Raw genomic sequence first — 19,612 nt, 5'->3', positions numbered from 1 at the left:
GGCCGCTGATTCCTTTGTACTGCGTGAGGAGAGCAAGCGGAACCCCTCGACGCAGTTCTTTACTTTCCGCTTCAAAAGCTGCCGAATCGGGCACGCCTTCGACTCGTGTACCAGACCAGCCCGGCCGTCGCCGCCGCCGCTCCCACGGCAGCGGCGGTGACCGCGAGCGCGGGCCGGGAAGGCATCGACAGGCTGGGAATGCGCTGCTTGAGGCGCACCGGGCGGGAGAAGGAGAGGACGGGCCACTCCCGGGTGAGGGCCTCCTTGCGCAGTGTCCGGTCGGGGTTGACGGCGTGCGGATGGCCGACGGACTCCAGCATGGGGATGTCGGTTGCCGAGTCGCTGTAGGCGTAGCAGCGGCTGAGGTCGTAGCCCTCGGACTCCGCGAGCGCGGCGATGGCCTCGGCCTTGGTCGGGCCGTAGGCGTAGTACTCGATCTCGCCCGTGTAGCAGCCGTCCTCGACGACCATGCGGGTCGCGACGACGCGATCGGCGCCGATCATCTCGCCGATCGGCTCCACGACCTCGGCCCCCGAGGTGGAGACGATGACCACATCGCGTCCCGCGAGGTGGTGCTCCTCGATGAGGGAGGCGGCCTCGTCATAGATGATGGGGTCGATGAGCTGGTGGATGGTCTCGGCAACGATCTCCTTGACCTGCTCCACGTTCCAGCCGCGGCACAGAGCCGAGAGATACTCCCGCATCCGCTCCATCTGGTCGTGGTCGGCCCCACCCAGGAGATATACGAACTGGGCGTAGGCGGTGCGCAGTACGGCACGGCGATTGATCAGGCCACCTTGGTAGAAGGACTTGCCGAAGGTGAGCGTGCTCGACTTCGCAATGACCGTCTTGTCCAGGTCGAAGAAGGCGGCTGTACGGGGCATCGCTAGGTTTTCCACGATGGCGAGCATAGGCGCCAACCATTCGGCGTAAGGTGGGGCGCGTGGGTTTGCCTGAGAAGGCTCTCGGGTACACCATGGAAGTCACGGATCGTTCGCGACCGTGCTAACCCGGCCCGACTCCTCCCCCCCCGAGTCGGCCGTGGAGACGACCCCCGCTCTCCCCCCCGGCGGGGGTCGTCGCATGTCCGGGGGCATTTTCCGGAATCCATGCCTCTGGATCCCTCCTTCCGTGATCTTCGTGGACGCGCTCTGTGGATCCATGAGAACCGTCACCCAGCGTAATCGTATTGCTGCTCTCCGGAAGTCACCGGGATGAGTGAAGAAGTTATTCACAACCCCCGAGTTGTTCACGGTTTTGGACCATGATCCTCAAGTTTTTCGCGTTCGCCGCACAGTGATTCCCGGCAGCACCCACGGGTGTTTGCGGAAGCGAGGGTGTCATGTGTGAAGGGGGAGCGGATCGTGGCCGAAACCATTCTGATTGTCACGGAGGACGAGGAACTCCTCGATGATCTGCTGCGGTTGTGCGCGGCGGCGGGAGCCGAGGCCGAGGTGGCGCACGGTGCCCCGGCCGACCGCCTGAGCTGGGCGGGCTGGAGCGGAGCCGCCGCGTGGGAGAAGGTGCCCCTGGTCCTGGTCGGTGACGACTGCGCGGGCGCGGAGGGGCTGGGGTGCGCCTCGGGTGGTGGGCCACGTGGAGCACCGCGCAGGCCGGGCGTGTTGCTGGTCGGCCGGGACCTGGACGATTCGGGAGTGTGGGAGCGCGGTGCCCGTATCGGCGCGGAGGGCGTGGTCCTCCTCCCCGATGCCGAGAGCTGGCTCACCGGCCGCATCGCCGACGCGGCCGAGGGCGTGGGCAGGCCCGCGCTGACGGTCGGGGTCCTCGGCGGACGCGGCGGTTCCGGAGCCTCCACCCTGGCCTGCGCCCTCGCGGTGACGGCCGCGCGCGAAGGCCGTCGCACCATGCTCGTCGACGCCGATCCACTCGGCGGAGGCATGGACGTGCTGCTCGGCGGCGAGCGCGCCGAGGGGCTGCGCTGGCCCGCGTTCGCCGAGTCGCGGGGACGGCTCGGCGGCGTCGCGCTGGAGGAGTCGCTGCCGAGACTGCACGACGTGAGCGTGCTGAGCTGGGACCGGGGAGAGTCTGTGCTGATCCCGGCGGACGCGATGAAGTCCGTGCTGTCCGCCGCGCGGCGGCGCGCCGGGGTGGTCGTCGTCGATCTGCCGCGCCGGGTGGACGAGACGGTCGCCGAGGTGCTGGCACAGCTCGATCTGGGACTCGTGGTCGTGCCCGCCGAGCTGCGCGCCGTCGCCGCGGCCCACCGGGTCTCCTCCCGCGCCCGGCTGGTGCTGCGCGATCTCCGGGCCTTGGTGCGCACTCCGGGCGGCCCCGGCGGCCCCCGGGGTTACGGGCCGGGGCTGGACGAGGAGGAGGTCGCGCGGCTGCTGGGGCTCTCGCTCGCGGGTGAACTCCCCTGGGAGCCGGGCCTCCTGGACGACGTCGACAGGGGCGTGCCTCCAGGCGCACGCGAGACAGGCGCGCTCGCCCGCTTCTGCCGCGAGTTCTGGGCCCAGGCCCTGAACGGCGGCGTGAGCGACGGAGGGGTGGCGGCGTGAACGGGCGCACGGAGTGGCGAGGCGGTCCGGAGGGCCAGGGGGTTCGGGACGGGCAGGAGGGCCCGTCGGGCTTCGGCGGTCGGCGTCACAGCGGCGGTCACGGTCACGGCCGCGGTCACGAGGCGCGTCGGGTGCTCGCGCGGCGCCCGGTGGGCGTGGGCGCACCGGAGCGGTATGCGGCGGCGGAGACCCTGCTGGACTCGGTGCGGATGCGGCTCGCCGAGTCGGGCGCGGAGCCGACACCGGCCAGGGTGGCCGCCGCGCTGCGCTCCCAGGGCCGTCTGCTGGGGGACAGCGCGGTGCTGGGCGTGGTGGAGGAGCTGCGCTCGGAGATGGTGGGCACGGGCCCGCTCGAACCGCTGCTGGCCGATCCGGAGGTCACCGATGTGCTGGTGACCCGCGCGGACGAGGTCTGGGTGGACCGCGGCCGGGGCCTGGAGCGTACGGAGGTGCGCTTCCGGGACGCGGCGTCCGTCCGACGGCTGGCCCAGCGCCTGGCCACAACGGCGGGCCGGCGGCTGGACGATGCCAGGCCCTGGGTCGATGCCCGCCTGCCGGACGGCACCCGGCTGCACGCGGTGCTGCCACCCGTCGCCGTCGGCTGCACGTGCCTCTCGTTGCGCGTGGTGCGGCCACGGGCCTTCGGCCTGGACGAGCTGGTCGCGGCGGGCACGGTCCCACCAGGGGGCGACGTGCTGCTGCGGGCGGTGCTGGACGTGCGGCTCTCCTTCCTCATCAGCGGCGGTACCGGCACCGGCAAGACCACGCTGCTGAGCACCCTGCTCGGGCTCGTCGGCCCGGAGGAGCGGATCGTGCTGGCGGAGGACTCGGCCGAGCTGCGCCCTGACCACCCCCACGTCGTCTGGCTGGAGGCACGGCCCGCCAACCAGGAGGGGGTGGGACGTGTGGGGCTCGACGATCTGGTGCGCCAGGCGCTGCGGATGCGGCCCGACCGCCTCGTCGTCGGAGAGGTGCGCGGCGCCGAGGTCACCGATCTGCTGGCCGCGCTCAACACGGGCCACGAAGGCGGGTGCGGCACGGTCCATGCCAACGCCGCGTCCGATGTGCCCGCCCGGCTGGAGGCACTGGGGACGACGGCCGGTCTGGACCGCGCCGCCCTGCACAGCCAGTTGGCCGCCGCGCTCGATGTGCTGGTGCACCTCGTGCGGGACCGCGCGGGGCGGCGGCGCATCGCCGAGATCCATGTGCTGGAGCGCGATGCGAAGGGCCTGGTCACGACCGTTCCCGCCGCGCTGTGGGGCGAACGGGGCTTTGTGGCGGGGCGCGGCTGGGAGCGGCTGCGTCGGCTGTGCGGCCGGGGCACGGGCGAGGGCTTCGGGCCGCACGAGGGGTTCGGCCCTGGCGGGGTTCTCGGGGCCGTTGACGAGGCCGAAGGGAGGCGGCGGCCGTGACGACGCTGACGAACACGGAGACGGCACCGGTGTACGCGGCGGTGTGCCTCGGGGCCGCCGCCCTGCTGATGGCCGGGCGCGAGGACGGGATGCGCAGGGCCCGGTTGCTGCTCGCGGGCGGTGGCGAGGCGGGTGCGCGTACGCCGAGGGTGCCCATCTGGTGGACCGCGTGGGCGCCGCGAGTGCGGGCGGTGTTCGGGGAGCGGGCGGGCCACGAGTGGTGGTTTCTGCTCGGGGGAGCGCTCCTGGGACTGCTCGGGGAGTCCTGGCTCCCGCTGCTCGCCGGGCTGGTGGCGGTGCCCCTGGTGCGCCGTCGGTTGCGGGCGCGGGAGCGTCGGCGGCGCGCGGAGAGCCGCGAGTCCGCTGTGGTGGAGCTGTGCGCCGCCGTCTCCGGTGAACTGCGGGCGGGGCGGCAGCCGGACCGCGCCCTGCTCGTGGCGGGCGCGGAGGCGCTGCGGAGCCTCGGCGAGGCGGGGGCGCCCATCCTCGCCGCCGCCCACTACGGCGGGAACGTCCCCCATGCGCTCGACCACGCCTCCAGGGCGCCGGGCGCCGGAGGACTGCGCGGGGTAGCGGCCTGCTGGCAGGTGTCCGTGGAAGGGGGCGCGGGCCTCGCGGAGGGCCTGGACAGGGTCGCCGCGGCACTGCGCGCCGAGCGGGACCAGAGAGAGGAACTGCGCGCCCAGTTGGCAGGCCCGCGCTCCACGGCGGCGGTGCTGGCACTGCTTCCGGCCTTCGGATTGCTGCTGGGCAGCGCGATGGGCGCGGATCCGTTGCGGGTGCTCCTGCACAGTCCCGCCGGACTCGGCTGCCTGCTCGTCGGCGGGCTCCTGGAGTGGGCCGGGCTGGTGTGGGTCGCGCACCTGGTGCGGTCGGCGCAGGGCACGCCCGGAGGCGGCGACGCGAAGGGGGAGGTGGCATGAGCGGCGCGGCGAGCGTTGGCCGGACGGCGGATGTCTCCGGTGCTCCGGGGCCGAGTGCGCGGGGCGCGCTGAACGTGGCCGGTGAGCTCACCGGGGCGGGCGTGACGGTGTGGTGGATCGCGGTGCTGGTCTCCGTCGGCTGTCTCGCGGGCGCCTCGCTGGGCTGGTGCCGCGAGCGGGGCGGACGGCGCAAGGCGGGGCGCCTGTTCGCGGGGCCGGCGCACGGGGAGCCGGTGAGTTCGGGTCGTCGGCCAGGAGCGGGCGGCGCTGACGAAGGAGAGGGAGCAGCCGAGGCGGAGCCGTCGGGCGGGGCCACCAGGACAGGAGCCCGCTCCTGGGCCGGGCGGTTTGCGGTACGGGCCGGGCTGCGAAAGGCGATGGACCGGTGGCCCTTACGGGAGGGGGCCGCCGCTGCCGGGGCCGCCGCTCTCGGGGTGGTGCTCGTCGATGGGGGCGTCGGGTGGGCGCTCGGGGGTGCGGGCGCGTGCGGGGCGTGGTGGTGGTCGCGGGCCCGGCTGGGGCAGGGGGACGGGGCTGAGGCGGCGGCGGAGGCACGGGTGACGGAGGGCCAGCTTCCGTTGACGGCGGAGCTGTTGGCCGCCTGCCTCGCTGCGGGGTCAGCGCCGGGCGCCGCGGCCGAAGCGGTGGGCCGCTCCCAGGGCGGGCCGCTGGGAGAGCGCCTGGTGAGAGCGGCTACGGAGCTGAGGCTCGGGGGCGAACCGGCCGATGTGTGGGGCCGTTTCGGGGCGTTTCCCGGAGGCGCGCAGCTCGCCCGCTGTCTGGAGCGGGCCGGAAGCGCGGGGGTTCCTGCGGTGGAGCCGGTGACGCGGCTGGCGGCCGAACTGAGAGCGCGCGGAGCCCGCGCGGCCACGGCCAGGGCCCGTCGCGCGGCCGTCCTGGTCACCGGACCGCTCGGCCTGTGCTTTCTGCCCGCCTTCCTGGCGGTGGGCGTCGCGCCCGTGGTGATGGGGCTGGCCCGCTCCCTGCTGTGAGCGGACGGGCGGATGTGAGGGCGGTGCGGACGTGCGGACGGCCGGGTGGCCCGTCGAAAACCACCGTCGCTCGGCTCGGCGATCCCGGGCGGGAGCGAAGAGAGAGGCCGGAAACCAGAAAGGGGGAGCCGACCCGTGGGGCGGAGGCCCGTGCGGAGAGGGACCGGTGGCAGGGAGGAAGCCGCTGGGCTAGAGGGACCAGCGGTCAAAGCGAGACACGGGACGAGAAGGGGGACGTGATGAATGCCAAGGGGGAAGCGGTGCGGACGGGGTTCCGGCGGCGCCTGCGCGGACGTGGAGCGTCGGGGGACGCGGGGATGAGTACCGCCGAGTATGCGGTGGGAACCATCGCCACCTGCGGGTTCGCGGCTGTGCTCTACAAGGTCGTCACCAGCGGGGCGGTCAGCGCGCAGATGCAGCAGCTCATCGAGAGGGCGCTCAGTGCTCAGTTCTGACGGCGGGTTCGGCCGCGCTAGGGGCGGTGCCGTCGATCGGGGGTCCGTGACGGCTGAGGCCGCCGTGGTGATTCCCACGCTGGTGCTGCTGACCGGGGTGCTGCTGTGGGGCGTCATGGCGGCGGCCACCCAGATCCAGTGCGTGGACGGGGCACGCGCGGGCGCCCGTGCGGCGGCGCGGGGCGAGACGGAAGGGGGAGTGCGGGATGCCGTGCGTTCGGCGGCGCCCCACGGAGCACGGGTGACGACGGCGAAGGAGGGCGACCTGGTGCGGGTACGGGTGCGGGCGCGTACGGCGGGGCCAGGGGCGTTGACGGTCGAGCTGGACGCGGACGCGGTCGCTCTGGACGAGGCGAGTGTGGGCGCGGGCACGGAGGGGGCGGGCCATGACGCGGGACGTGACGGGGAGCGCTGACCGGGGTTCGGCGACGGTGTGGGCGGCCCTGACCGCCGTGGTGCTGTGCGGAGTGCTCGCGGTGGTCCTGGGACTGGGGCAGGCCGTCGCGGCTCGCCACAGAGCGGGTGGCGCCGCCGATCTCGCGGCGCTCGCGGCCGCGGACCATGCCCTGGAGGGCGAGGCCCGCGCCTGCGACGGGGCACGCAGGGTGGCGGTGGCGCAGCGGACGTGGCTGGCCCGTTGCGCGGTGCGGGGTGAGGTGGCCGATGTGACGGTGGGGGCGCGGTGGGGGCCGTACGCGCCGGAGGTGCGGGCACGGGCGGGGCCGCCCACGCCCACCCCGTCGCCCACCACCCCGTCGCCCACAACCCCGTCGCCCACAACCCCGTCCCGCTCCGAGGCACTGTCCGGCCCGCCCCGCCCCGCACCCCCTTAGCCCGGCACCGGTTCCAGGGCCAGCACCAGGCCGAACGCCCTGGTCCCGTGCCCCGCCCGCCCCACAGCCCGGCGCGGGGGCCAGGAACAGGAGTCAGGGGCCGGGCGGGGGCTCGGGGGCGGAGGAGTCGGGGGCGGAGGAGAGGAGTTCAGAGAGGAGGCGGACGGCGCCGCGCTTGTGGAGGGGGTCGTTGCCGTTGCCGCACTTGGGCGACTGGATGCACGAGGGGCACCCCGCCTCGCACTCGCAGGCGGCGATGGCGTCGCGGGTGGCGGTGAGCCATTCGCGAGCCGTACGGAAGGCGCGTTCGGCGAAGCCCGCCCCGCCGGGGTGGCCGTCGTACACGAAGACCGTGGGAAGGAGCGTGTCGGGATGGAGGGGTACGGAGACGCCGCCGATGTCCCAGCGGTCGCACGTGGCGAAGAGGGGCAGCAGGCCGATGGAGGCGTGCTCGGCAGCGTGCAGGGCCCCGGGAACGATCTCCGGGATGACCCGGGCGGCGTCGAGCTGGTCCTCGGTGACCGTCCACCAGACGGCGCGGGTGCGCAAGGTGCGCGGCGGGAGGTCGAGCTTCGTCTCGCCGAGCACCTCGCCGGTGATGACACGTCGGCGCAGATAGGACACGACCTGGTTGGTGACCTCGACGGTCCCGAAGCACAGCCGCGCCTCCCCCCAGGGGATCTCGGTCTCGGTCTCCAGGACGGCGACGGAGGTGGTGTCGCGGGCCATCGTCGTCCAGGGCGGGCTGGCCTCCTCCACCAGCGCGGCGGAGTCCTCCAGGTCGAGGTGCTTGACGACGTAGGTGCGGCCCTGGTGGAGGTGGACAGCGCCGTCGTGGACGGTGGTGTGCGCCGCCGCCGCGTCGACGGTGCCGAGGAGGCGCCCCGTGGCCGCCTCGACGATCTGTACGGGGCTGCCGCCCGACCCCCGGATGTCGGTGAGGTCGGCCGCCCGCTCCTTGCGCGTCCAGTACCAGGAGGCACCCCTGCGGCGCAGCAGCTTGCGCTCTTCGAGCTGGGCCGTCAGTTCGGGGAAGGCGGGGCCGAAGAGCGCGGAGTCGGCCTCGGAGAGGGGGATTTCGGATGCTGCCGCACACAGGTGCGGGGCGAGGACGTACGGGTTGTCGGGGTCCAGGACGGTGGTCTCGACGGGCTGCTCGAAGAGGGATTCGGGGTGGTGGACGAGATAGGTGTCCAGCGGGTCGTCGCGGGCGACGAGTACGGCCAGCGCCCCCTGCCCCTTCCGGCCCGCGCGCCCGGCCTGCTGCCAGACGGAGGCCCGGGTCCCCGGGTAGCCGGTGATCAGGACCGCGTCGAGACCGGAGATGTCGATGCCCAGTTCCAGCGCGCTGGTGGCGGAGAGGCCGAGCAGTTCGCCGGTGTGCAGGGCCTGTTCGAGGGCGCGGCGCTCCTCGGGGAGATAGCCGCCGCGGTACGCGGCGACCCGTGAGGCCAGGCCCCGGTCCACGGCGGCGAGCCGCTCCTGGGCGATGAGGGAGATCAGCTCGGAGCCGCGCCGTGAGCGGACGAAGGCGACGGTGCGCACGCCCTGGACCGCCAGGTCGGTCAGCAGTTCGGCGGACTCGGCGGTGGCGGTACGTCGGACCGGGGCGCCCCGTTCGCCCTCCAGCTCGGTCAGCGGGGGCTCCCAGAGCGCGAAGACCAACTCGCCGCGCGGCGAACTGTCTTCAGTGATCTCTGTCACGGGCAACCCGGTCAGCCGGGCGGCCGCCTCACCGGGGTCGGCGGCCGTCGCGGAGGCGAGGAGGAAGACGGGGTCGGAGCCGTAGCGGGCGCACAGCCTGCGCAGACGCCGTATGACCTGGGCGACGTGGGAGCCGAAGACCCCGCGGTAGGTGTGGCACTCGTCGATGACGACGTAGCGCAGGGCGCGCAGGAAGGAGGACCAGCGGGCGTGGGCGGGCAGGATGCCGCGGTGGAGCATGTCCGGGTTGGTGAGGACGTAGTTCGCGAAGAGCCGAACCCATTCGCGCTCCTCGACCGGCGTGTCCCCGTCGAAGACGGCGGGCCGCACGGCGGTCCCCAGCGGGGCGGCCAGATCGGCGATGGAACGCCGCTGGTCAGCGGCGAGAGCCTTGGTGGGGGACAGGTAGAGCGCCGTGGTGCCCCGGCCGTTGGGCGCCTCCGAGCCGTCGAGGAGGGCGCTGAGGGTCGGCACGAGATAGGAGAGGGACTTGCCCGAGGCGGTGCCCGTGGCGATGATCACCGACTCGTCGCGCAGGGCGTGCCGTGCCGCACGGGACTGATGTTCCCATGGTTGTTCAATGCCCGCTGAGCGAACGGCTTCGATCACTTCAGGCCGGATCAGGTCAGGCCATTCCGCATGGCGACCGATCCGCGGGGGCAAGTGCTCCGTATGGGTGATGCGCTCAGCGCGTTCCGCCCCCGCGGTGAGACGGTCGAGCACCGTGCGGGGGTCGTTGTGGGAGACCTTGCGGGAGGGCACAGCACGTGAGCGTACGCTCGTGGACCGTTGGCGCTGTCCGGCGGCCACTGACACTGTGGGTGTCACCAGCGTGACGGACAATGCCCGCAAGGCGTCGTGCACGCAGGCTCGTAAGTGATTGAATGCCTCTGCGGCTGCCGATCCGTACCCTGCCTCGGCCGGGAGGCTTCGGGGGCGGACGACTCGATAGCAAGGTGCTGGAGGATCCGTGGACCTGTCCCTGTCGACCCGGACCGTAGGCGATCGGACGATCGTCGAGGTCGGTGGCGAGATTGACGTATATACCGCGCCCAAGCTGCGCGAGCAGCTGGTCGAGCTTGTGAACGATGGCAGCTATCACCTCGTAGTGGACATGGAAGGCGTGGACTTCCTGGACTCCACCGGCCTTGGGGTGCTCGTCGGAGGACTCAAGCGTGTTCGTGCCCATGAGGGCTCACTGCGTCTGGTCTGCAACCAGGAGCGCATTCTCAAGATCTTCCGGATCACCGGTCTCACCAAGGTGTTCCCGATCCACGGCTCCGTCGACGAAGCCGTAGCGGCCACCGACTGACGTCCGTCCCCGCCGTCCGACGGCCACTGGGCCGCTGGGCGGCGGGCGCGACGACGGACTGGACACCGGACGCCGGGGCCGGGCCCTCTCAGCCCGTCCCCCGCGAGTGAGCAAGGAAAGACCCGAGGGGGATGGCATGGCCACCGTGGAACTCCGCTTCAGCGCGCTGCCTGAGCATGTGCGGACGGCGAGGCTGGTAGCCGCCGCCGTCGCGCGGCGCGCCGGAGTGGACGAGGCCGTGCTGGACGAGGTGCGGCTGGCGGTGGGCGAGGCGTGCACACGCGCCGTCGGGCTGCACGTGAGCAACGGTGTGGAGAGCCCGGTGCGGGTGGCGCTGATCGAGGAGGAGAAGAAGTTCTCCATCGAGGTCGGCGACGAGGCCCCGGCAGTCCCCTCGGCCGTGACGGTGGGCGGCGACGGCACGCTGGTGCCCGGCGCCCGTAACGGGAGCGGCGGCGACGGCTCCGGCCACACCGGTGACGAGGACGAGGCCGACGGCGAGATGGGGCTCGCGGTGATCAGCGGGCTCGTCGACGACGTCGAGGTCACCGCCGACGAGAACGGCGGGCTGATCCGGATGAGCTGGCCCGTCTCCCCGGAGCCCGTGCTCCCCTGAGCTCCCTCTTACACGCGCGTCCGCCCCGTCCGGCCTCCGGGCCCGGGTGGGGCGGACGTGTGTTTGCGCCCCGATCTTCCCGTACGGATGTTCCCCGCTCCGACCCCAGCGGCCCGCCGGGCGCACTCCGTGCGTAACCTCTCGCGCCCCTGACGCCCCACCAACCCCACGCGTCCCGGGCGCTTTTCCGGGGTATCCGGGAATTTTTCATGACCCCAGACGATCATTCTTTACAGTGTCAGCGAATTTGTCACCCTCCCTCATGCGAGGGAATTTCCTGGGCCCGATCCTTTTGATCCTGGCCGTTGCAGGCGAAATACCACTGTGGCGCTCTGTTTTGATCTAGTGCTGATCCCTACAATCCGTCCACATCTTTGCAGCAGGAGCTGAGCGCCCTACCGCGCGCCCCTGCCCCAACGTCAAGGAGGACGAATGGCGGGGCATCTCACCCCACTTCAGAACCACCAGTATCTCGCCGACGCCGTACTGACGAGCGCCAACCGTGGCCTCGTCATCGTGATCGCCGTCGTGGCCCTCGCGGCCCTCGGCGTCGCCATGGTGCTGGTACGACAAGTGCTCGCCGCAGGCGAGGGCACAGACCGCATGAAGGAGATCGCCGCTGCCGTGCAGGAAGGCGCGAACGCCTACCTCGCACGGCAGTTGCGTACGCTCGGCGTTTTCGCCGTCGTGGTCTTCTTCCTGCTCATGCTGTTGCCCGCAGACGATATGAACCAGCGGCTAGGCCGTTCGTTGTTCTTCCTGGTCGGCGCGGTATTCTCCGCGGCCACCGGCTATATCGGCATGTGGCTCGCGGTACGCAGCAATGTTCGTGTTGCCGCTGCGGCACGTGAGGCGACACCTGCCGAGGGCGAACCCGCACATGATCTGACGAGCGTTTCGCACAAGGCGATGAAGATCGCTTTTCGTACGGGCGGCGTCGTCGGAATGTTCACGGTCGGGCTCGGACTTCTCGGCGCGGCCTGCGTGGTGCTCGTCTACGCGGCCGACGCGCCCAAGGTCCTGGAAGGCTTCGGTCTCGGCGCCGCGCTGATCGCGATGTTCATGCGTGTCGGCGGCGGCATCTTCACCAAGGCGGCGGACGTCGGCGCCGACCTCGTCGGCAAGGTCGAACAGGGCATCCCCGAGGACGACCCGCGCAACGCGGCCACCATCGCCGACAACGTCGGCGACAACGTGGGCGACTGCGCGGGCATGGCGGCCGACCTCTTCGAGTCGTACGCGGTCACCCTCGTGGCCGCGCTCATCCTGGGCACCGCGGTCTTCGGCGACGACGGCCTGGCCTTCCCCCTGATGGTCCCGGCCATCGGTGTCATCACGGCGATGATCGGTGTCTTCACCGTCGCCCCGCGCCGTGCCGACCGCAGCGGCATGACCGCCATCAACCGAGGCTTCTTCATCTCCGCCGTGGTCTCCCTGGTGCTGGTCTCCGCCGCCGCCTACGTCTACCTCCCCTCCAGCTACGCGGACCTGAGCGGCGTCTCCGGCTCCGACGCGCAGGAGGTACTGGGCCACAGCGGCGACCCGAGGGTCCTCGCGATCGTCGCCGTCGCCATCGGCATCGTCCTGGCCGCCGTGATCCAGCAGTTGACGGGGTACTTCACGGAGACGACCCGCAAGCCCGTGCGCGACATCGGCAAGACCTCGCTCACCGGGCCCGCCACCGTCGTCCTCGCGGGCATCTCCATCGGCATGGAGTCCGCCGTCTACACCGCGCTGCTCATCGGGCTCAGCGTGTACGGCGCCTTCCTGCTCGGCGGCGGCACGGTGATGCTGGCGCTGTTCGCGGTGGCGCTGGCCGGCACCGGTCTGCTGACCACCGTCGGCGTCATCGTCGCCATGGACACCTTCGGCCCCGTCTCCGACAACGCGCAGGGCATCGCCGAGATGTCAGGCGACGTCGAGGGCGCGGGCGCCCAGGTGCTCACCGACCTGGACGCGGTGGGCAACACCACCAAGGCCATCACCAAGGGCATCGCCATCGCCACGGCCGTACTCGCCGCGGCGGCGCTCTTCGGCTCGTACCGCACGGAGCTGGTCTCCGCGCTCGACGAGGCCGGGGAGAAGACCGGGAAGATGATGGAACTGCTCGACATCGCGCAGCCCAGCACCCTGGTGGGCCTGATGTTCGGCGCGGCCGTCGTCTTCCTCTTCTCCGGGCTGGCGATCAACGCCGTGTCCCGCTCCGCGGGCTCCGTCGTCTACGAGGTGCGGCGCCAGTTCCGGGAGAAGCCCGGGATCATGGACTACACCGAGAAGCCGGAGTACGGGCGCGTCGTCGACATCTGCACCAAGGACGCGCTGCGCGAGCTGACCACGCCGGGCCTGCTCGCCGTGATGGCGCCGATCTTCGTGGGCTTCACCTTCGGCGCCGGTGCGCTGGCCGCCTTCCTGGCGGGCGCGATCGGTGCGGGCACCCTGATGGCGGTGTTCCTCGCGAACTCCGGAGGCGCCTGGGACAACGCCAAGAAGCTCGTCGAGGACGGGCACCACGGCGGCAAGGGCAGCGAGGCGCACGAGGCCACCATCATCGGCGACACGGTCGGCGACCCGTTCAAGGACACGGCGGGCCCCGCGATCAACCCCCTGCTGAAGGTGATGAACCTCGTCGCGCTGCTCATCGCGCCCGCCGTCGTGCAGTTCAGCTACGGCGACGAGGCGAACGTGGGCGCCCGGGTCGTGGTCGCTGCCGTCTCCATCGCCGTGATCGTCGGCGCGGTCTACGTCTCGAAGCGGCGCGGCATCGCCGTCGGGGACAGCGACGGTGACGAAGGCAACACGGAACGGACGACCAAGCCGAGCGATCCGGTGACCGCCACCTAGCCGCGACCGCGGGCCGACCGGTCACCGCCCGGAGAAACGCGGGCAATCCCACCCAACTCGCGGGTGGACGAGGCGCTTTGACGCCCCGTCCACCCGCCTTTTCGTGTGAGGGATATCCCAATGAGGCCCATGGGTCAGCCGGTGCGCTTTTAGTGCAAATGGCTGCAATAGTGGTCAGAAGGATCGTTCGACTCGCCGTTGGTGCCCTCCTGGCGTGTATGTTCCGGGCCGAACAGCCACGGAAGGGACCGATCCGGTGAACAAGAAGCTTGCGGCTGCACTCTCCGGCTGTGCGGCACTCGTACTCGCGCTGTCCGGTTGCAGCGACGACAGCGACAAGAAGACGGACGAGTGGGCCAAGAAGGTCTGCGACCAGGTGCAGCCACAGGTCAGCAAGATCCAGAAGGCCAATGCCTCCATCGACGACGCCTCCCAGCAGAAGAAGTCGTCCGAGGAGGTCCAGAAGACCGACGCGGCTGCCTTCCAGCAGATCTCCGACGCCTACGGGTCCCTCGCCGACGCGGTCGACGACGCGGGCGCCCCGCCCGTCGACGACGGCGAGAAGACCCAGAAGGACGCGGTCAAGGAACTGAGGAGCATCTCGAAGAAGTACAAGGGCCTGAAGACGACCGTCGACGGGCTCGACACCAAGGACCAGGCGAAGTTCGCCGAGGGACTCAAGGGCATCGCCACCAAGCTCGACTCGCTGGGCAAGAGCGGCGACGAGGCGCTCAGCAAGCTCCAGTCCGGTGACCTGGGCAAGGCGATGGCCAACCAGAAGGGCTGCAAGAAGCCCTCGCCCAACGCGTCCCAGAGCTCGTAGGGCCGGACGGCCCCCGTGGCGGCCCGGGCCCCCCCGGGCCCCCGCCCCCCGTCCGCCCCCCTCCCGTCACGACCCACCCGCCCCTCCCGTCACGCCCTGGTCCGCACCGCACCACCCCGTACCGCACCGGCCCGCGACGCCTGCGCGCCCCCGCACCCGCGCGGGCCACGCCTCGGACACAATGGCCGCGTGAGTACCAGTCAGAACCCGAGCCAGGACGCCCGTCAGAGCCGCAGCCAGGGCCAGGCCCAGGCCCCAGGCCACAGCCAGGACCAGAGCCGGCCCCGGAACGGGACCGGAAGCGGGCGGCTCCCGCGCGTCGACGACCCCGGGCGCACCGCGCGCCTGCGCGAGTCGCTGCTGGCCGCCGGGTTCACCGCCGACGGACTGCTGGAACTGCTCGGCGCGCCCGCCTACGCGGCCCTCGCGCGCAGCGAGACCGTCCCCGCGCTGCGCGCCACGCGCGGCGAAGGGCCGCTGGAGTCCCTGGTGCGGCTCTTCCTGCTCCAGCAGCCCGTGCCCCACGAACGCGCCCGCGTCGCGCTGCCCGTCGAGGACGCGCTGGAGGACGGCTGGCTGCTGCGGGCCCCGGCGGGGAACGTACGGGCCAGCGTCGACGTCCGCCCGTACGGCGGCCCCGAGGGCCAGGACTGGTGGATCGTCGCCGACCTCGGCTGCGCCGTCGGCGGCGCGTCCGGGATCGGGCAGCGTGCCGAGGACATCGTGCTCGGCATCGGCGGAGCCTCCACGACGCTCGCCGGGATCACCGTCCGCACCCCTGTCGCACGCGCCCTCGACCTCGGTACCGGGTCCGGCATCCAGGCGCTGCACGCCGCCCAGCACGCGACGCGGGTCACCGCGACCGACGTGAACCCGCGTGCCCTGGAGTGCGCGGCGCTCTCCCTCGCGCTGTCCGGGGCGCAGGCGGCGGAACTGCGCGAGGGGTCGCTGTTCGACCCCGTCGCCGACGAGGAGCCGTATGACCTGATCGTGTCCAACCCGCCCTTCGTCATCTCGCCCGGGGCCCGGCTCACCTACCGGGACGGCGGCATGAGCGGCGACGATCTGTGCCGCACGCTCGTCGAGCGCTCGGCCGCCCACCTGGCGGCCGACGGCTACTGCCAGCTTCTCGCCAACTGGGAGCACAGGGGCGACGAGGACTGGCGCGAGCGCGTGACGTCCTGGGTACCGGCGGGCTGCGACGCGTGGATCGTGCAGCGCGAGGTGCAGGACGTCACCCAGTACGCGGAGCTGTGGCTCAGGGACGCGGGGGACCACCGCACAGATCCGGCCGAGTACGCGGCGCGCTACGACGCGTGGCTGGACGAGTTCGAGCGCCGCGGTACCAAGGCGGTGGGCTTCGGCTGGATCACCCTGCGCAAGTCGGGCGCCGAGAGCCCCTCCGTCGTCGCCGAGGAGTGGCCGCACCCGGTCGAGCAGCCGCTCGGCGAGGAGATCAGGTCGCACTTCACGCGCCAGGACTTCCTGCGCTCCGTGGACGACGCCGCCCTGCTCAAGTACCGCTTCGTGCTCGCCGACGAGGTGGTGCAGGAGCAGGTCGGGCTGCCGGGGGCCGAGGACCCCGAACACGTCGTGCTGCGCCAGAACCGCGGGATGCGGCGCGCCACGAAGGTGGACACGGTCGGCGCCGGGTTCGCCGGGGTGTGTGACGGCTCACTGCCGGCCGACCGGATTCTGGACGCCATCGCACAGCTTGTGGACGAGGACCCGGTGGTGCTGCGCGACCGCACGCCGGAGGCCATCCGCCTCCTGGTGGAGCAGGGCTTCCTGCTTCCTGTCGAGGGCAGTGGGGAGAGCGCAGGGGACGCGGTGGCCGACGGGGCGTAGCGGCGTCGCGCTCCGGCGCGGCTCCCGGGCGCAGTCCGTGCGGCGTTCACCTGGCGTTCGTACAGGGGACCGCTCCCGGTGAAAGGGTGCCCGCCATGGAAAGTGGACCCGCTGTCTTCGCCGGAGCCGCCCTCGCCGTGTTCGGGGCCGGACTGCTGCTGTGGACCTCGGTGCGCGTGCTGTCGCGCCAGCCGGTGGCCGAGGCCGACCACCCGGCCGCCGCGGCAGCGCTCACCGGACTTTTCGGCGTGATTTCGCTCATCACCGGCGTCTGGGTGCTGCTCTCGGGGTGAGGGTCCGGTGAGCATCGGGCGGCAGGATGGATGGTTGTCGGGTTACCGTTCGAGTGGCGTTGCGGACTTTTCCCGTTTGACATGGAGGCGGGAGGTACCGTCACACTCCGCAGCGACACCGATGCCGTACGCCAACTGCCAACCGGAGAGAAGAGCAGAAGTTGTCCCCGACCAGCGAGACCGCAAACGGCGGGCGCCGACTCGTGATCGTCGAGTCGCCTGCCAAGGCTAAGACGATCAAGGGCTATCTCGGTCCTGGCTACGTGGTCGAGGCCAGCGTCGGGCACATCCGCGACCTTCCGAACGGCGCGGCGGAGGTCCCCGCCAAGTACAAGGGCGAGTCCTGGGCGCGCCTCGGCGTCAATGTGGATCATGACTTCGAGCCGCTGTACGTCGTCAACAGCGACAAGAAGGACCAGGTCAAGAAGCTGAAGGAGCTGCTCGCCGAGTCGGACGAGCTGTACCTCGCCACGGATGAGGACCGCGAGGGCGAGGCCATCGCCTGGCATCTGCGCGAGGTCCTCAAGCCGAAGGTTCCGGTCCGCCGGATGGTTTTCCACGAGATCACCAAGGACGCCATCCGCGACGCGGTCAGCAACCCCCGCGATCTGAACCAGCGCCTCGTCGACGCCCAGGAGACCCGCCGCATCCTCGACCGCCTCTACGGCTACGAGGTCTCGCCGGTCCTGTGGAAGAAGGTCATGCCCCGGCTCTCGGCGGGGCGTGTCCAGTCGGTCGCGACGCGGCTGGTCGTCGAGCGGGAGCGCGAGCGCATGGCGTTCCGCTCCGCCGAGTACTGGGACCTGACGGGCACCTTCGCGACGGGGCGGGCGGGGGACGCCTCGGACCCGGGCACGTTCGGCGCCAGGCTCACCTCCGTCGACGGCAAGCGCGTCGCACAGGGCCGCGATTTCGGCTCCGACGGGCAGCTCAAGAGCCCGGACCAGGTCCTCCACCTGGACGAGGCCAACGCCCGCGCGCTGGCAGCGGCCCTCGAGGACACGCGGTTCTCGGTGCGCTCCGTCGAGTCGAAGCCGTACCGCCGCTCCCCGTACGCGCCCTTCCGTACGACGACGCTCCAGCAGGAGGCGAGCCGGAAGCTGGGATTCGGCGCGAAGTCGACGATGCAGGTGGCGCAGAAGCTGTACGAGAACGGCTTCATCACCTACATGCGTACGGACTCCACGACCCTCTCCGACACCGCGGTCTCGGCCGCGCGTGCCCAGGTCACGCAGCTCTACGGCGCCGATTACCTGCCGGACAAGCCGCGCACGTACGCGGGCAAGGTCAAGAACGCGCAGGAGGCGCACGAGGCGATCCGCCCCTCCGGCGACCGCTTCCGCACCCCGGCCGAGACGGGCCTGACGGGCGACCAGTTCCGGCTGTACGAGCTGATCTGGAAGCGGACCGTCGCCTCCCAGATGAAGGACGCCGTCGGCCAGTCCGTGACTGTGAAGGTCGGCGGGCGCTCGGCGGACGGCCGGGACGCCGAGTTCAGCGCGACGGGCAAGATCATCACCTTCCACGGCTTCCTGAAGGCGTACGTCGAGGGCTCCGACGACCCGAACGCCGAGCTGGACGACCGCGAGCGCCGCCTGCCGCAGGTCAGCGAGGGCGACGCGCTCACGGCCGAGGAGATCTCCGTCGACGGCCACGCCACCAAGCCGCCCGCCCGGTACACCGAGGCCACGCTCGTCAAGGAACTGGAAGAGCGCGAGATCGGGCGCCCCTCCACGTACGCGTCGATCATCAGCACCATCCTCGACCGGCGCTACGTGTTCAAGAAGGGCACCGCGCTCGTCCCCTCGTTCCTCTCCTTCGCCGTGGTCGGCCTCCTGGAGAAGCACTTCGGGCGCCTCGTCGACTACGACTTCACCGCCAAGATGGAGGACGACCTCGACCGCATCGCCACGGGCAACGCGGAGGCGGTGCCGTGGCTGCGCCGGTTCTACTTCGGCGAGGGCGGCGGCGCGGCCGACGGCTCCGCCGCCGACTCGGGCAACGGTGACGGCGACCACCTCGGCGGCCTCAAGGAACTCGTCTCGGACCTGGGCGCCATCGACGCCAAGGGCATCTCCTCCTTCCCCGTGGGCGAGGGCATCGTCCTGCGCGTCGGGCGCTACGGCCCCTACGTGGAGGGCCCCGCCGAGACGGAGGGGGAGACCGGACCGCGCGCCGACGTGCCGGACGACCTGCCTCCGGACGAGCTGACCGTCGATCTCGCCAAGGAACTGCTGGCCAAGCCCAGCGGCGACTTCGAGCTGGGCACCGATCCTGATTCGGGCCGCCCGATCGTGGCGCGGGACGGGCGCTACGGCCCGTACGTCACCGAGGTCCTGCCCGAGGGCACCCCGAAGAGCGGCAAGAACGCGGTCAAGCCGCGCACGGCCTCGCTGCTGCGCTCCATGTCGCTCGACACGGTGACGCTGGAGCAGGCGCTCAAGCTGCTGTCGCTGCCGCGCGTCGTGGGGACCGACCCGGAGTCGGGCGAGGAGATCACCGCGCAGAACGGGCGCTACGGCCCGTACATGAAGAAGGGCACGGACTCGCGCTCCCTGGAGAGCGAGGACCAGATCTTCACGATCACGCTGCCGGAGGCCCTGGAGATCTACTCCAAGCCCAAGCAGCGCGGCAGGGCCGCGGCCAAGCCCCCGCTCAAGGAGCTGGGCACGGACCCGCAGACCGAGAAGCCGGTGGTCGTGAAGGACGGCCGCTTCGGCCCGTACGTCACCGACGGCGAGACCAACGCGACGCTCCGCCGGGACGACGACGTCGAGACGATCACCCCTGAGCGGGGCTTCGAGCTGCTCGCGGAGAAGCGGGCGAAGGCCCCCGCGAAGAAGACGGCGGCGAAGAAGTCGGCCGCCAAGAAGACGACGGCCAAGAAAACGACCGCCAAGAAGACCTCGGCTTCCACGGCCAAGAAAACGGCCGCCAAGAAGACGACGGCGAAGAAGGCTCCGGCCAAGAAGACGGCGGCTTCCACCGCGAAGAAGTCGACGACGGCCAAGTAGCGGCGGCGGCTGAGCAGCAAGGCCCGC

The 19,612-nt window shown here is 71.7% G+C and carries 16 protein-coding genes; 14 read left to right on the top strand and 2 right to left on the bottom strand.

Annotated features, from left to right (window positions below; translation table 11 throughout):
- Window positions 1–71: 71 nt before the first annotated feature.
- Window positions 72–911 (bottom strand): HAD family hydrolase, encoded by an 840-nt coding sequence (locus tag ACYVOO_RS02745; protein ID WP_453346630.1) that lies wholly within the window; start codon window positions 909–911, stop codon window positions 72–74.
- Window positions 912–1,364: 453 nt separating this feature from the next.
- Between ACYVOO_RS02745 and ssd the strand changes: the two genes are divergently transcribed.
- From ssd to ACYVOO_RS02710, 7 genes are all read left to right on the top strand, one after another.
- The gene (gene ssd, locus ACYVOO_RS02740) at window positions 1,365–2,519 is read left to right on the top strand and encodes a septum site-determining protein Ssd (protein WP_461014040.1); all 1,155 of its coding nucleotides are present in this window, start codon (window positions 1,365–1,367) and stop codon (window positions 2,517–2,519) included.
- A gap of 209 nt (window positions 2,520–2,728) precedes the next feature.
- On the top strand, window positions 2,729–3,931 hold the full coding sequence (locus tag ACYVOO_RS02735; protein WP_461014075.1) for a TadA family conjugal transfer-associated ATPase: 1,203 nt from the start codon (window positions 2,729–2,731) through the stop codon (window positions 3,929–3,931).
- Window positions 3,932–3,999: 68 nt separating this feature from the next.
- Entirely contained in the window at window positions 4,000–4,854 is an 855-nt protein-coding gene (locus tag ACYVOO_RS02730; RefSeq protein ID WP_461014074.1) for a type II secretion system F family protein, read from the top strand.
- Window positions 4,851–5,846 carry a type II secretion system F family protein gene (locus ACYVOO_RS02725; RefSeq protein WP_461014039.1) on the top strand — a complete coding sequence of 332 codons (996 nt, stop codon included), beginning with the start codon at window positions 4,851–4,853 and terminating at the stop codon, window positions 5,844–5,846. The genes ACYVOO_RS02730 and ACYVOO_RS02725 overlap by 4 nt, the downstream gene beginning before the upstream one ends.
- A gap of 317 nt (window positions 5,847–6,163) precedes the next feature.
- A complete protein-coding gene (locus ACYVOO_RS02720; protein ID WP_453346633.1) occupies window positions 6,164–6,301 on the top strand; it encodes a DUF4244 domain-containing protein in 138 nt (45 codons plus the stop codon).
- Window positions 6,288–6,716 (top strand): TadE family type IV pilus minor pilin, encoded by a 429-nt coding sequence (locus ACYVOO_RS02715; RefSeq protein WP_461014038.1) that lies wholly within the window; start codon window positions 6,288–6,290, stop codon window positions 6,714–6,716. Before ACYVOO_RS02720 ends, ACYVOO_RS02715 begins: the two co-directional genes overlap by 14 nt.
- Window positions 6,688–7,134, top strand: coding sequence for an Rv3654c family TadE-like protein (locus ACYVOO_RS02710; RefSeq protein ID WP_461014037.1), 447 nt, complete (start codon window positions 6,688–6,690; stop codon window positions 7,132–7,134). The genes ACYVOO_RS02715 and ACYVOO_RS02710 overlap by 29 nt, the downstream gene beginning before the upstream one ends.
- Before the next feature lie 93 nt (window positions 7,135–7,227).
- Here the strand turns inward: ACYVOO_RS02710 and ACYVOO_RS02705 are convergent, their stop codons facing one another.
- A complete protein-coding gene (locus ACYVOO_RS02705) occupies window positions 7,228–9,702 on the bottom strand; it encodes a DEAD/DEAH box helicase (RefSeq protein ID WP_461014036.1) in 2,475 nt (824 codons plus the stop codon).
- Between the two features lie 106 nt (window positions 9,703–9,808).
- Here ACYVOO_RS02705 and bldG point away from each other — a divergent pair, with 106 nt between their 5' ends.
- The 7 genes from bldG to topA all read left to right on the top strand — a co-directional run bounded on the left by bldG (window position 9,809) and on the right by topA (window position 19,585).
- Entirely contained in the window at window positions 9,809–10,150 is a 342-nt protein-coding gene (gene bldG, locus ACYVOO_RS02700; protein WP_019547857.1) for an anti-sigma factor antagonist BldG, read from the top strand.
- Between the two features lie 136 nt (window positions 10,151–10,286).
- On the top strand, window positions 10,287–10,766 hold the full coding sequence (locus ACYVOO_RS02695; RefSeq protein WP_461014035.1) for an ATP-binding protein: 480 nt from the start codon (window positions 10,287–10,289) through the stop codon (window positions 10,764–10,766).
- A gap of 432 nt (window positions 10,767–11,198) precedes the next feature.
- Complete coding sequence (locus ACYVOO_RS02690; protein ID WP_461014034.1) at window positions 11,199–13,607, top strand: sodium-translocating pyrophosphatase; 2,409 nt, start codon at window positions 11,199–11,201, stop codon at window positions 13,605–13,607.
- 256 nt (window positions 13,608–13,863) lie between these two features.
- On the top strand, window positions 13,864–14,430 hold the full coding sequence (locus ACYVOO_RS02685; protein WP_461014033.1) for a small secreted protein: 567 nt from the start codon (window positions 13,864–13,866) through the stop codon (window positions 14,428–14,430).
- Window positions 14,431–14,775: 345 nt separating this feature from the next.
- Window positions 14,776–16,278 (top strand): DUF7059 domain-containing protein, encoded by a 1,503-nt coding sequence (locus ACYVOO_RS02680; protein WP_461014073.1) that lies wholly within the window; start codon window positions 14,776–14,778, stop codon window positions 16,276–16,278.
- A 95-nt stretch (window positions 16,279–16,373) separates the two neighbouring features.
- Entirely contained in the window at window positions 16,374–16,571 is a 198-nt protein-coding gene (locus ACYVOO_RS02675) for a hypothetical protein (protein WP_453346641.1), read from the top strand.
- Window positions 16,572–16,732: 161 nt separating this feature from the next.
- Complete coding sequence (gene topA / locus ACYVOO_RS02670) at window positions 16,733–19,585, top strand: type I DNA topoisomerase (RefSeq protein WP_461014032.1); 2,853 nt, start codon at window positions 16,733–16,735, stop codon at window positions 19,583–19,585.
- Window positions 19,586–19,612 lie beyond the last annotated feature (27 nt).

The organism is Streptomyces daliensis (assembly GCF_054782395.1).
This window is presented reverse-complemented; position numbering and strand designations above follow the sequence as displayed.

Bases quoted from the DNA above. Each gene is read 5' to 3' on its own strand.
- ACYVOO_RS02730 (WP_461014074.1), top strand. From the start codon at position 4,000: ATGGCCGGGCGCGAGGACGGGATGCGCAGGGCCCGGTTGCTGCTCGCG.
- ACYVOO_RS02735 (WP_461014075.1), top strand. From the start codon at position 2,729: ATGCGGCTCGCCGAGTCGGGCGCGGAGCCGACACCGGCCAGGGTGGCC.
- ACYVOO_RS02695 (WP_461014035.1), top strand. From the start codon at position 10,287: ATGGCCACCGTGGAACTCCGCTTCAGCGCGCTGCCTGAGCATGTGCGG.
- ACYVOO_RS02690 (WP_461014034.1), top strand. From the start codon at position 11,199: ATGGCGGGGCATCTCACCCCACTTCAGAACCACCAGTATCTCGCCGAC.
- ACYVOO_RS02720 (WP_453346633.1), top strand. From the start codon at position 6,164: ATGAGTACCGCCGAGTATGCGGTGGGAACCATCGCCACCTGCGGGTTC.
- ACYVOO_RS02675 (WP_453346641.1), top strand. From the start codon at position 16,374: ATGGAAAGTGGACCCGCTGTCTTCGCCGGAGCCGCCCTCGCCGTGTTC.
- ACYVOO_RS02725 (WP_461014039.1), top strand. From the start codon at position 4,851: ATGAGCGGCGCGGCGAGCGTTGGCCGGACGGCGGATGTCTCCGGTGCT.
- ACYVOO_RS02710 (WP_461014037.1), top strand. From the start codon at position 6,688: ATGACGCGGGACGTGACGGGGAGCGCTGACCGGGGTTCGGCGACGGTG.
- ACYVOO_RS02745 (WP_453346630.1), bottom strand. From the start codon at position 911: ATGCTCGCCATCGTGGAAAACCTAGCGATGCCCCGTACAGCCGCCTTC.